Annotated in this window: 13 protein-coding genes, 2 tRNA genes and 1 pseudogene; 8 read left to right on the forward strand and 8 right to left on the reverse strand. The window is 64.9% G+C overall.

Annotation, left to right across the window (positions count from 1 at the left end; genetic code table 11):
* Positions 1 to 24: 24 nt before the first annotated feature.
* The 3 genes from J1N50_RS11325 to J1N50_RS11335 form a co-directional block, all read right to left on the reverse strand.
* Positions 25 to 447 (reverse strand): DUF4112 domain-containing protein, encoded by a 423-nt coding sequence (locus tag J1N50_RS11325; RefSeq protein ID WP_215353559.1) that lies wholly within the window; start codon positions 445 to 447, stop codon positions 25 to 27.
* A 42-nt stretch (positions 448 to 489) separates the two neighbouring features.
* Complete coding sequence (locus tag J1N50_RS11330; protein ID WP_246553397.1) at positions 490 to 1,983, reverse strand: ABC transporter substrate-binding protein; 1,494 nt, start codon at positions 1,981 to 1,983, stop codon at positions 490 to 492.
* A gap of 44 nt (positions 1,984 to 2,027) precedes the next feature.
* Positions 2,028 to 2,113 (reverse strand) — tRNA-Leu (locus J1N50_RS11335).
* Between the two features lie 88 nt (positions 2,114 to 2,201).
* Here J1N50_RS11335 and J1N50_RS11340 point away from each other — a divergent pair.
* Positions 2,202 to 3,146 carry an ABC transporter ATP-binding protein gene (locus J1N50_RS11340; RefSeq protein ID WP_215353561.1) on the forward strand — a complete coding sequence of 315 codons (945 nt, stop codon included), beginning with the start codon at positions 2,202 to 2,204 and terminating at the stop codon, positions 3,144 to 3,146.
* Entirely contained in the window at positions 3,143 to 3,910 is a 768-nt protein-coding gene (locus J1N50_RS11345) for an ABC transporter permease (RefSeq protein ID WP_215353562.1), read from the forward strand. The genes J1N50_RS11340 and J1N50_RS11345 overlap by 4 nt, the downstream gene beginning before the upstream one ends.
* A 129-nt stretch (positions 3,911 to 4,039) precedes the next feature.
* Here the strand turns inward: J1N50_RS11345 and J1N50_RS11350 are convergent, their stop codons facing one another.
* Both J1N50_RS11350 and rpsA read right to left on the reverse strand, forming a co-directional pair.
* Positions 4,040 to 4,318, reverse strand: a complete 279-nt coding sequence (locus J1N50_RS11350; RefSeq protein WP_204993938.1) for an integration host factor subunit beta — start codon at positions 4,316 to 4,318, stop codon at positions 4,040 to 4,042.
* 208 nt (positions 4,319 to 4,526) lie between these two features.
* Positions 4,527 to 6,239 (reverse strand): 30S ribosomal protein S1, encoded by a 1,713-nt coding sequence (rpsA, locus tag J1N50_RS11355; RefSeq protein ID WP_215353563.1) that lies wholly within the window; start codon positions 6,237 to 6,239, stop codon positions 4,527 to 4,529.
* A gap of 420 nt (positions 6,240 to 6,659) precedes the next feature.
* On the opposite strand from rpsA, the pseudogene J1N50_RS18105 reads away from it, so the two are divergent.
* A pseudogene (locus J1N50_RS18105) lies at positions 6,660 to 6,785 on the forward strand (helix-turn-helix domain-containing protein); the annotation flags it as partial.
* Positions 6,786 to 6,907: 122 nt separating this feature from the next.
* Here J1N50_RS18105 and J1N50_RS11365 read toward each other — a convergent pair.
* Entirely contained in the window at positions 6,908 to 7,537 is a 630-nt protein-coding gene (locus J1N50_RS11365) for a (d)CMP kinase (RefSeq protein ID WP_215353564.1), read from the reverse strand.
* Positions 7,534 to 8,862 carry a 3-phosphoshikimate 1-carboxyvinyltransferase gene (gene aroA, locus J1N50_RS11370; protein WP_215353565.1) on the reverse strand — a complete coding sequence of 443 codons (1,329 nt, stop codon included), beginning with the start codon at positions 8,860 to 8,862 and terminating at the stop codon, positions 7,534 to 7,536. Before aroA ends, J1N50_RS11365 begins: the two co-directional genes overlap by 4 nt.
* Positions 8,863 to 8,987: 125 nt before the next feature.
* On the opposite strand from aroA, the gene J1N50_RS11375 reads away from it, so the two are divergent.
* Both J1N50_RS11375 and J1N50_RS11380 read left to right on the forward strand, forming a co-directional pair.
* The gene (locus J1N50_RS11375; RefSeq protein WP_215353566.1) at positions 8,988 to 9,311 is read left to right on the forward strand and encodes an FYDLN acid domain-containing protein; all 324 of its coding nucleotides are present in this window, start codon (positions 8,988 to 8,990) and stop codon (positions 9,309 to 9,311) included.
* A gap of 141 nt (positions 9,312 to 9,452) precedes the next feature.
* Positions 9,453 to 9,528: transfer RNA gene (locus J1N50_RS11380), tRNA-Ala, on the forward strand.
* A 55-nt stretch (positions 9,529 to 9,583) separates the two neighbouring features.
* Here the strand turns inward: J1N50_RS11380 and J1N50_RS11385 are convergent.
* A complete protein-coding gene (locus J1N50_RS11385) occupies positions 9,584 to 10,030 on the reverse strand; it encodes an RrF2 family transcriptional regulator (protein WP_215353567.1) in 447 nt (148 codons plus the stop codon).
* A gap of 146 nt (positions 10,031 to 10,176) precedes the next feature.
* Here J1N50_RS11385 and J1N50_RS11390 point away from each other — a divergent pair, with 146 nt between their 5' ends.
* Genes J1N50_RS11390 through J1N50_RS11400 form a run of 3 tightly spaced genes read left to right on the forward strand, consistent with a single transcriptional unit; the run spans position 10,177 to position 12,079 of the window.
* Positions 10,177 to 10,743, forward strand: a complete 567-nt coding sequence (locus J1N50_RS11390; RefSeq protein WP_215353568.1) for a hypothetical protein — start codon at positions 10,177 to 10,179, stop codon at positions 10,741 to 10,743.
* Positions 10,727 to 11,443 (forward strand): COG3904 family protein, encoded by a 717-nt coding sequence (locus J1N50_RS11395; RefSeq protein WP_246553399.1) that lies wholly within the window; start codon positions 10,727 to 10,729, stop codon positions 11,441 to 11,443. Before J1N50_RS11390 ends, J1N50_RS11395 begins: the two co-directional genes overlap by 17 nt.
* A gap of 33 nt (positions 11,444 to 11,476) precedes the next feature.
* Entirely contained in the window at positions 11,477 to 12,079 is a 603-nt protein-coding gene (locus J1N50_RS11400; RefSeq protein ID WP_215353569.1) for an HD domain-containing protein, read from the forward strand.
* Positions 12,080 to 12,112: the final 33 nt, after the last annotated feature.

The raw sequence follows: 12,112 nt of genomic DNA on the forward strand, positions 1-12,112 counted from the left end.
CCGAGGGGAAGGGGGAGGGCGACCCTATTGATCGATGATGATCGTGCCCGGGTGGTGCTTGTCGAGATGCTTCTTGATGATCTTGAGGTTGCGGGTGTTCGAGCGGAACAGGAAGTCGAAAGCGTCGCCGACGAGCGGCACCGCACCGAGCGCGGTATCGACGCCGAGATTGCCAATCATCCGCCAGATTTTCCACTTCGGCATCCCGAGGTTGCGCGCCTCCCAGATGATATAGGCGCCCATCGTCGCGGTGATCACGTCGCCGACGACGGGAACGAGTCCGACGATCGCGTCGAGGCCGACGGGGCGGTTGATGCCGGGAATGACGAAGCTGCGTTCGAGCAGCATTTCCAGCGTCTCGACCCGCTTGCGCAGCGAAGCGGGATCGCGCCGGTTCTGAATCAGCGCGTCGAAAATGGCGTCGGGATTGGGAGTCGAAGGGGCCATGCGGGTCCTTTCAAAAGCGCTCGGGGGTGAAGCGCCGCCTTACTAGTTGGGGGGCGTGATCAGGCGATTCAATGGGTGGGCGCCGCGCGCGTTCGGTCGCAGGCCGGTCAGGCGCTGCGAGGCGACCGACCAGCGGAGCGGCGCGGCGAGCGCGATGAAAGGGGTGTAGCGCGCGAGCACCGCTTCGGCTTCGCTAACCTGTTCGGCCCGTTGGCCCGCGTCGATGTTCGCCATCGCCTGGTCGATCAGTTCCTGCGCCTCGCGATTGCACAGCGTGTCGCGCTGGCACGACAGGCGGCGCAGCGCCCACAGCGCGTCGTCGTTCGGCGCGACCTCGTCGATCAAGCGAAGGTCGGAAGCCGAGGCCATGTTGACGCGCCGCGTCTCGATCCCCAGCCGGGCGATATCCGCCGCGACATAGGCATAGAGGATGCGGCCGCCCGGCGTGTCGGGAACCGCGATGCGCAGCGGAGCGATCGGGCGTCCCCCGCTGCGCCAGGCATCGACCACGCGCTGCGCCTGCACGAGGCGCGAGGCGTCGTCATAATCGTTCCAGGCCGGCGGGATCGGCGCCGGGCCGCCGTCGCGGCGGTGCGCGGCGGGGCGCATCGCGACCTGCGGTTGCCATTCGGCGAGCCCGAAGGCGTCGACCAGCCGCTCGCGCCGGATGACGCGCGACAGGGCGTCGCGGTTCGCATCGGTCGCGAGAAACCCTTCGGCGCGGGTGAAGGCCAGACCGAACAATCCGGGCACCGGATCGACGACCAGCCGCGAGCGGCCGATATCCGATGCGATGAAATAGGGGAGGGTCGAGAAGCGCCCGCCGATGACACCGTCGGCATAGCCGTTCTTGAACCGCGCGAGCGCGCCCTGCGGCGAGGTGCCGACGAGTTCGATCGACGCCTTGGGATCGTTCGCCGCCGCCTCCGCCGCGTCGGGATCCTCGGCGAGCGGGTCGGGAACGGGCGACAGCAGCACGGCGCTGCCGATCCGCTTCGCGCGCATCGGCCCCCAGCCCATCCCCTTGTGGACGATCGCCATCGTCGGCTGCGCCAGCAATTCCAGCATGTTAGGCTGCGGCACGGTCAGGCGGATTTCGATCACGCTGTCGGTCATCGCCTTGATCGTGTCGATCTCGGGAAAATCATCCTTGAGCAGGTTGCGGCTGGCGGGCGCGAGATAAGAGCGCAGCGTCGCCGCGACATCCTCTGCCATCACCTTGCGCCCGTTCGTCCATTTGGCCTCGCGGATGCGGAAGATATAGCTGCGCCCGTCGGCGGTGACCGTCCAGCGATCGGCGAGCCCGACGTCGATCTGGCCGTCGCCGTCGAAACCGACGAGACCCTGCGCCGACGCGTCGAGCAAGGCGGCATTGGCGGCCGAGAGTTCCCCGCTCAGCGGCGTCGAGGCCGGGTTGAGCGATCCGATCGCCGCGATTCGAACCGGGCCGCGCGACCCGAACAGCCCGCAACTGGCCAGCGCGAGCGAGGCGGAGGCGGCGAGCAGAAGGGCGGCAGCAGAACGAATTGGACGCATTATGCCCATATCCTAGGACGGCGACGGAGCGAAGGCCACGGCTTTGGTGCGGACGGCGGGACTTGAACCCGCATGTCACTAGGACGGCAGATTTTAAGTCTGCTGCGTCTACCGATTTCGCCACGTCCGCTTGGCTTGCGGTCAAGCCGATGGCCCGGTGGAGGTCAAGCGATGTTTGCGGCTTCCCGCTGCGCAGCGGCTCGGCTAGACGCGATGGCATGACTGCCGTCCTCGACATTTCCGGCCTCGGAAAGACATACAAGAGTGGGCACCAGGCGCTGGCCGGTGTCGACCTGACCATCAACAAGGGCGAAATTTTCGCGCTGCTCGGGCCGAACGGCGCGGGCAAGACGACGCTGATCAGCATCGTTTGCGGCATCGTCACGCCGAGTGCGGGGACGGTGACCGTGGGCGGGCACGATCATGCGCGCGATTATCGCGCCGCGCGCTCGATGATCGGGCTGGTGCCGCAGGAACTGCACACCGATGCGTTCGAAAAGGTGATCACCACGGTGACTTTTTCGCGCGGGCTGTTCGGCAAGCCGAGAGATCCGGCCTTCATCGAGCAGTTGCTCAAGGATCTGTCGCTATGGGACAAGCGCAACGCGAAGATCATGGAGCTGTCGGGCGGCATGAAGCGCCGCGTGATGATCGCGAAGGCGCTGAGCCACGAGCCCGATATCCTGTTTCTCGACGAACCGACCGCGGGCGTTGACGTCGAGCTGCGCCGCGACATGTGGAACATGGTGCGCGGCCTTCGCGAGCGCGGGGTCACGATCATCCTGACCACCCACTATATCGAAGAGGCCGAGGAGATGGCCGACCGCGTGGGGGTGATCAGCAAGGGCAGGCTGATCCTGGTCGAGGAGAAGGAGGCGCTGATCAAGAAGCTGGGGCGCAAGACGCTGACGCTCAACCTCGCCGACCCGCTGGATGCGGTGCCCGCCGAGCTGGCCCAGTGGAATCTGGCGCTGGCGGACGAGGGACATGAGCTGGTCTATGAATTCGACAGCCAGGCCGAGGCGACGGGCGTGCCGTCGCTGCTGCGGCGGCTGAGCGACCTCGGCATCCAGTTCAAGGATCTCCATACCGAACAGAGTTCGCTCGAGGATATCTTCGTCGGGCTGGTGCATGAGACGAAGGCTGAGGAACGGGCTGCATGATCAAGAATTTACGCGGTATTCGTGCCATCTATCTGTTCGAGATGGCGCGCTTCGGGCGCACCTTCTGGACCAGCCTGATGCTGCCCGTGATCACGACGACGCTTTATTTCGTGGTCTTCGGCTCGGCGATCGGCAGCCGGATGAGCGACGTCAGCACCGTGCCCTATGGCGCGTTCATCGTGCCGGGCCTGATGATGCTGACGATGTTCACCGAAAGCATCAGCAACGCGAGCTTCGGCATCTACATGCCCAAATGGACGGGGACGATCTATGAGATGCTCTCCTCGCCGATGTCGCCGCTCGAACTGCTGATCGCCTATGTCGGCGCGGCGGCGACGAAATCGGTGATCATCGGCACGATCATCTTTGCGACCGCGCATGTCTTCGTCGATGTACAGGTCGCGCACCCCCTGCTGATGGTCGCCTTCATGATCCTGATGGCGGTGACGTTCTGCCTGTTCGGCTTCATGATCGGCATCTGGGCGCAGAGTTTCGAGCAGTTGCAGGTGATCCCGCTGCTCGTCGTCTATCCGCTGACCTTTCTGGGGGGTGCCTTCTATTCGCTCGACATGCTGCCCGCCGCGTGGCGGACGGTGACGCTGTTCAACCCGGTGGTCTATCTGATCAGCGGCTTTCGCTGGACGTTCTTCGGGCAGGGCGACGTCGGGATCGAAGTCAGCATGGGCGCGGTTGCGCTGTTCCTGGCGCTGTGCCTGGCGGTGATCTTCTGGATGTTCAGGACGGGTTACCGCCTCAAGAATTGAGGCCGCGATCCTGCCTCTTCCGCGTCATTGCGAGGAGTGAAGCGACGATCCAGCGTGTCCGGGAACCGCGCGGCATTGCTTCGCCCGGCGTTCGCCGGGTTCGCAATGACGAAGGTTTGAGACGCGCGATCAGTCGTTCAGACGCTCGCGCATTTCCTTGCCCGGCTTGAAATAAGGGACTGCCTTCGCCTTCACAGCTACCGGAGCGCCGGTGCGCGGGTTGCGGCCGGTGCGCGATTCGCGGGAGCGGGTCGAGAAAGCCCCGAAGCCGCGGAGTTCGACGCGGCCGCCTGCGGCCAGTTGATCCACGATCGAATCAAAAAAGGCGTCGACGATGCGTTCGACCTCTTCAAGGCGCAAGTCGCTGTTTTCGCTCGCGATCTTCTGAACCAGTTCCGACCGGATCATTTGCTTCCCCTTGACATATCACGCGCACCCCGCGGGATGCAGGCCATCCGGTCTTTGCCGGTTCGGATTGCGTGAGGACCCCTCCCAACGCGGGCCGGAGAGTAACATGAATCACTGTTCGGTCAAAATATATCACTGAAAGAAAAAGGCCCGCGAAGGGACACTTCGCGGGCCTTTTCTGTTGCCTGACGGCAGACGGACGAAATTATCAGTCCTTCTTGCCGGCCTTCAGCGCTTCGCCGAGGATGTCGCCGAGCGATGCGCCCGAATCCGACGAGCCGTACTGCGCGACAGCTTCCTTCTCTTCGGCGATCTGCATCGCCTTGACCGAAAAGCTGGGCTTCTTCGAACGGTCGAAGCCGGTGACCATGGCATCGAACTTCTGGCCGACCTGATAGCGCTCGGGGCGCTGTTCGTCGCGGTCGCGGCCGAGGTCGGCGCGCTTGATGAAGCCGGTGGCGCCATCTTCGCCGGCCTGCACTTCGAGGCCGTTGTCGCGGACTTCAAGCACCGAGACGGTGACGACGTCGTTCTTCTTGAGCGAGCCCGAAGCGGCAACGCCGCCACCAACGGCGGGAGCGCCCTTTTCAAGCTGCTTGATGCCCAGGCTGATGCGTTCCTTCTCGACGTCGACGTCGAGAACGACGACCTGCACAGTCTCGCCCTTGCGGTGGAGGTGCAGGGCTTCCTCGCCCGAGATGCCCCACGCGATGTCCGACATGTGGACCATGCCGTCGACGTCGCCCGGCAGGCCGACGAACAGACCGAATTCGGTGGCGTTCTTGACTTCGCCTTCGACGACCGAACCGACCGGGTGCGCCTCGGCAAAGGCGCCCCACGGGTTCGACTGGGCCTGCTTTAGGCCAAGCGAGATACGGCGCTTGTCGCTGTCGACTTCGAGGACGATGACGTCGACTTCCTGGCTCGTCGAGACGATCTTGCCGGGGTGGACGTTCTTCTTGACCCACGACATTTCGCTGACGTGGACCAGCCCTTCGATGCCGGGTTCGAGTTCGACGAACGCACCGTAGTCGGTGATGTTCGTGACCGTGCCCGACAGCTTCGCACCGACCGGGTACTTGGCGGCGACGCCTTCCCACGGATCGCTTTCGAGCTGCTTCATGCCGAGGCTGATGCGCTGCGTGTCGCGGTTGATGCGGATGATCTGGACGCGGACGGTGTCACCGATGTTGATGACTTCGCTCGGGTGGTTGACGCGCTTGTAGCTCATGTCGGTGACATGCAGCAGGCCGTCGATGCCGCCGAGGTCGACGAACGCACCATAGTCGGTGATGTTCTTGACCGCGCCTTCGATGATCTGGCCTTCTTCGAGGTTCTGGATCAGGCCCGAACGCTGTTCGGCGCGCGTTTCTTCCAGGATGGCGCGGCGCGACACGACGATGTTGCCGCGGCGGCGATCCATCTTGAGGATCTGGAAGGGCTGCGGCAGGTCCATGAGCGGACCGACGTCGCGCACGGGGCGGATGTCGACCTGGCTGCCGGGCAGGAACGCCACGGCGCCGCCGAGGTCGACGGTGAAGCCGCCCTTGACGCGGCCGAAGATGACGCCTTCGACGCGGGCTTCCTTGTTGAATTCTTCTTCCAGGCGGTCCCACGCGGCTTCGCGGCGAGCGCGGTCGCGCGACAGCATGGTTTCGCCATTGGCGTTCTCGACGCGGTCGACATAGACTTCGACTTCGTCGCCGACCTTGAGGTCGGCCTTCTGGCCCGGCATCGCGAATTCGCGAAGCGGCACGCGGCCTTCGCTCTTCAGGCCGATGTCGATCACTGCCAGGTCGTTTTCGATCGCGGTCACGGTGCCCTTGACGACGCGGCCTTCAAAGCCGCCATCGGCACCACCCAGCGATTCGTCGAGCATCGCGGCGAAATCGTCGCGCGACGGAAAAGCCGTAGAGGCCATATGGGTTCTTCCTTACTTCATCTGTTCCGGCCAAGCGGTTGGTTCCGCTGGTCTTTTGGCCGATCCGTCCTGCCCGCCGGATGCGATGCAGGACGTCCTTCGAGCCTTTGCAAATCGGGGCAGGGGCAAAGCAAAAAGGGCGCGACGAGTGCATCCCGTCACGCCCGACGCTCATGGTTGCAGAGCGGCGGTTCGTCCGTGCCTCGACCGGCCAAAGCCCGTCGGACGGCGCGCGTATATGACGGAGGGTACGCAAAGGCAAGGCGAAACCTTGCTTTCATCGTCACCGCGCGCCCTTCGACAGGCTTGATCCGGGGGTCATGCCCTCGCCGCCTGAATGGCCCCCTGGAGTTCGCAAACAAAGTGCAACACCCAGGGTCAGGACCCTGATAGGGTGCCGCCAAGTCGAGATGCCGTCAGCTGTCGATTCAGGAGTGCTGGTCGATCGTCCGTCTTCATGAAGACGGGCAATCGACCCGGCAAATCGCCGCAGCTCTGGATCGCCAGCCGTCGACGATCGCCCGCAAGGTGGAGCGCAACCGTGGCAATGTGGCCAGCGGGAACTGCGCCGATTCCGCCATCACCTGAGCGCGCGATCTGCGGAAGGGCGTGGGCGGGGCATAGGCCAATCACGCCGGGCCTGCCCCCGCGTCAAACGCGGCCCGAGATCAGCCGGGTCGCCCGACCTTGGTCTCGACAAAGGCGATCGCGGCCGCGATCGCTTCGTCGATATCCATATCGCTGTTGTCGAGCAGCAGCGCGTCGTCGGCGCGGAGCAGTGGCGCGTCGGCGCGGCCGGTGTCGCGCGCGTCGCGGGCGTGGACGTCGGCAAGAACCGCATCATAGGTGACATCGACCCCGCGCGCGCGCATTTCGGCATGGCGTCGGCGCGCGCGCTCTTCGGGCGAGGCTGTGACGAACAGCTTGGCGTCGGCGTGCGGCGCGATGACCGTGCCGATATCGCGCCCGTCGAGCACCGCGCCGCCGGGCTGGTTCGCGAAATCGACCTGCCGCTGGAACAATGCCTTGCGTACCGCCGGGTGGATCGAAACGCGGCTCGCGAGGCCGCCTGTGCTTTCGTAGCGGAGCGCGGGATCGTCGAGCAGCGTGTCGGGGAAGTCGCAGGCGGCGAGCGCGTCGGCGGCGTTGTCGGGATCGCCGTGGCCCAGCTGCGTCTGATAACCGACCGCGCGATAAAGCAGCCCGGTGTCGAGTACGGGAAGGCCGAAATGGTCGGCAAGCGCGCGCGCGATCGTGCCCTTGCCCGACGCGGTGGGGCCGTCGACGGCGATGATCACGCCCGCAGTCCTTCGAGCAAAGCCTCGAAATTCGGGAAGCTGGTCGCGACGGGCGCCATGTCGTCGATTTCGACCGGCGCCTTGCTGACGAGCCCCGCGACCGCGAAACTCATGCAGATGCGGTGGTCGAGATGGCCCGCGATGGTGGCTCCGCCAGGCACCGGGTCGCCGCCGGTGCCGTCGATGATCAAGCCGTCCTCGCTTTCCTCGACCCGCGCCCCGATGGCCTGCAGGCCCGTCGCCATGACGGCAAGGCGGTCGCTTTCCTTGACGCGCAGTTCGTCGAGGCCGGTCGTGACGGTGCGCCCCTCGGCCAGCGCGGCGGCGATAAAGAGGATCGGGAATTCGTCGACCATGCTCGGCACGACGGCCGGGTCGATCTCGATACCTTTCAAGGCACTGTGGCGGACGCGAAGGTCGGCGACGGGTTCGCCGCCGACTTCGCGCGCGTCGACCAGTTCGATGTCGCCGCCCATCTGTTGGAGAACCTCGATCAGCCCGGCGCGCGTCGGGTTGAGGCCGACGTTGGCGATGGTGATGTCCGAACCGGGAACAATCAGCGCCGCGACGATGAAGAAGGCGGCCGACGACGGATCGCCGGGGACCACGATCGTCTGCGGCTTGAGTTCGGCCTCGCCGCGGATGCGGATGTGGCGGGTGCCGTCGGGCTCGGTTTCGACGCTGAGGTCGGCGCCGAAGCCCCTCAGCATCCGTTCGCTATGGTCGCGCGTCGGAACGGGCTCGATCACCTCGGTGATGCCGGGGGTGTTGAGGCCGGCGAGCAGTATCGCGCTCTTCACCTGCGCCGACGCCATCGGCAGGCGATAGGCGAGGGGGATGGCGGGGGCGAGGCCGCGCACCATCAGCGGCAGGCGGCCACCGGGTGACGCCGAAATGTCGGCGCCCATCTGCGACAGCGGATCGATGACCCGGCCCATCGGGCGGCCCGACAGGCTGGCGTCGCCCACGAAGGTCGCGGTGATCGAATGGCTCGCGACGAGGCCCATGAGGAGGCGGGTCGAGGTGCCGCTGTTGCCCATGTCGAGCGCTTCGCGCGGCTGAAGCAGCGCGCCGACCCCGACGCCGTCGATGACCCATTCGCCGTCGCCCCGCCGCGCGATGCCCGCGCCCATCGCGCGCATCGCGGCGGCGGTCGCCAGAACATCGTGCCCTTCGAGGAGCCCGGTGACGCGACTGGTTCCGACCGCGAGCGCCGACAGCATCAGCGAACGGTGCGAGATGCTCTTGTCACCGGGAATCGCGATCCTACCTTTGAGCGGAGCGGAGGCGGAAAAGCGGCGCGGGCGGGCGGTCTGGTCTGTCATGGCGTGCGGCTTTTGACAGCGGGCAAACAATCTGGCAAGGCGCACGCCAATTTGGCGGACGGCCCTGTCGGCGCTGTCTTTCTTCCGAAATTCCTACCCTTTCTTCAGAGGTTTACGAGGCTGTTATGGTAAAGGCTGAATGGGGCGCGAAGCGCAGCTGCCCGAAATGTGCCACCCGATTCTATGATCTGACCAAGGACGATCCGGTCACCTGCATCAACTGCGGTTATGCGTGGATACCGGAATCGGTCCTGAAATCGAAGCAGCCGATGCCGTTCGAGGAAGTCGAAAAGCCGGGCAAGGTCGTGGCCGAGCCGGAGGCGGACGACGATCTGGATCTGGACGTCGATGTCGATGAGGACACCGATTCGCCCGATAACGACGTCGACCTCGGCGGCGACGACGATCTGGGCGTCGCGACCGGCGACGACGAGGACGAAGAAGGCTGATCTTGCGGAGTTCGATACGCAGGGGCCAAAAAAGCGTCATCGAACGCATTTGGCCCCTTGCATAACGGACGCGCGCTGGTAAAGGCGGCGTCCCGGTCGCAGTAGCCAAGGATATTGGCCACAGCGATCCTGAAATGGCACGGGGCCTTAGCTCAGCTGGGAGAGCGCTACAATGGCATTGTAGAGGTCAGCGGTTCGATCCCGCTAGGCTCCACCATTTCCCAAAAGGCCCGCGAAAGCGGGCCTTTTTTGTTGCGCAGGAGATGACGCGGCTATTCCGCCGCTTCTTCCTTCTCGAACAATGGCTCCATCTTGATCGGGTCGGCGAGGGTGATGCGGTCGAGGATCGCCGCCATGTCGTCGCGGACCTTCAGCATCAGGCTGCGCATCCGGCATTCGGCTTCGGGCAGGCAGTTCTTGCATTGCTCGTGCGCATTGCGCGCGGCACAGGGGACAAGCGCGAGCGAGCCGCGCGTCAGGCGGACGAGGTCGCCATAGCTGATGTCGATCGGCGGCAGCGCGAGCTGGTAGCCGCCGTCGCGGCCGCGCTGCGAGATGAGCAGGCCTTCGCGCGCCATTTCCGACAGGATCACGGTCAGGAATTTCGGCGGGATATTCTGCGCTTCCGCAATATCCGCCAGCTGGACCTGGCCCTTGCCCCAATGGTCGGCAAGATGCTGGAACGCGCGGATCGTGTAACGGGTCTTTTGCGAGAGCATGGACCGTTACTGTGACATATTCAGCGCTAATTCAACCTGCCAGCATGACATTTCACCGGTTGTTGATGAAAATCACAGCAAATGGCATGAAATGATGCGACAGGGGTCGCGAGTTGCCCGATAAGGGCGCGGTGAGGGACGGTTCGATGAAGCACAGACTATGGGGTGCCCCGGCCATGATGGCGGCCTGCATGCTTGCCGTGGCGCCGGCGCAGGCGCAGTTCGGCAGTATCTTGCGCAACGTGACGACGCCGAGCCCGGCGCCGACGTCCAGCGACAGCGACAATGGCGGCTGTCCGAAGGGCAAGAAGGGCAGCGGCGCGGGCCGCGCGATCATCGGCGGCGTACTCGACAGCGCGATCGGCAGCGCGGCGAGCAAGGCCGGCGTCTATAGCTATGTGCCGATCGCCGAGGTCAGCGGCACTCTGACCAACGCCATCGCCTGCAAGCTCGACCCGAAGGAGCAGGTGCAGGCGGCGGCAGCGACCGAGCAGGTCACGCGCGGCGGCGACGTCGGCGAAACCGCAAGCTGGACCAGCACGACACGCGAGAATGTCAGCGGATCGTCGACCGTCGCGTCGAAGAACCAGCTCGCCGACGGCACGAGCTGCATGAACGTCACCGACGTGGTGATCGTCGAGGGCGAGGAAACGCGCGTTTCCAAGAAGATGTGCCGTGGTCCCGGACAGTCGCGCTATGTCCTTGCGGCCTAGGATCGCGCGCGTCGCGCTGGCGGCCGCGTGCCTTGCGAGCCTGACCGGCGCCGCGAAGGTCAAGATGGACCCCGCGAACCCGACCTGTCCGGCGAACCCCGGCTGGTCCGCGAATCCCACGATGACCTTCACGCCGGCGACCAAGGGCGGCGCGAAGGTGCTGCTCGCCGAGGGGCGGATCGATGCCGGCGCCCCCGACCGGCTAAAAAAGGCGCTCGAGGCCAATCCCGATGTCGGCGAAGTCTGGCTGAGCTCGCCCGGCGGCGATGCGCGCGCGGGCAATGCCGCTGGGCGCATCATCCGGTCGAACTTCGGGCTGATGACGCGCATTCCGGCGGGCTGGGCGTGTTTCAGCGCGTGCAACTTCATCTTCATGGGCGGACAGCCGCGCGTGATCGATCCCGGCGGCCTGTTCATCGTCCATATGTTCACCCGCACCGGCGACCGCCAGTCGATCGACATGAGCGTCGCGATGGGCACCGACGCGACCAAGGAACTGATCGGCGACATCGAACAGGACGCCGCGCTGCTGGCGAGCGAGGATAATGACTTTCTGATCCGCATGGGGGTGTCGCGCAAGCTGCTGACCGAGGTGATGTACCGGCAGAAGGCGATCGCCAATGCCGAGGACAAGTCGACGCGCCGCTGCCTGACGCAGGCCGAGGTCAAGACCTATAACGTTGCAAATAACAACGAATAGGATAGGCTCTCCGCCAAATCAGGAGAGGCTGCCATGACCGAGATGACGCACGAGCATGCGACGTTCCGCTCGATGATCGACGGAACGCAGGAAGACTGGGACATCATTGCGCGCGAGCAGAAGGAATTCGCGCCGAACAACGGCAAGCGCATTCTCGACCATCTGAAGCTGCTCGGCGGCGATTACGGCGGCTTTCCGGTCGACCGTCTCGAACATTGCCTGCAGACCGCGACGCGCGCGCACCGCGACGGCCGCGACGAGGAATATGTCGTCATGGCGCTGCTCCACGACATCGGCGACACGCTGGGCGCGTTCAACCATCCCGACGTCGCGGCGGCGATCCTGAAGCCTTTCCTGTCGGAAGAGAATCTCTGGATCGTCCAGCATCACGGCATCTTCCAGGGCCATTATTTCTTTCACTATATCGGCCTCGACCGCGACATGCGCGACCAGTACAAGGATAGCCCCCATTACGCGGCCTGCGCCGAATTCTGCGAGAAATATGACGCGCCGGCGTTCGACCCCGACTACGACACCCTGCCGCTGGAATTCTTCGAGCCGATGGTGAAGCGTCTCTGCTCTTATCCGCGGACGAGCATCTACAAGAAGGTGATGGTCGAGGAAGCGGCCGAGTAGCCAGCTCGTCGCCCCCGCGAAGGCGGGGGGCCG

Source organism: Sphingopyxis soli, from assembly GCF_018682675.1.
Classification (GTDB): domain Bacteria; phylum Pseudomonadota; class Alphaproteobacteria; order Sphingomonadales; family Sphingomonadaceae; genus Sphingopyxis; species Sphingopyxis soli.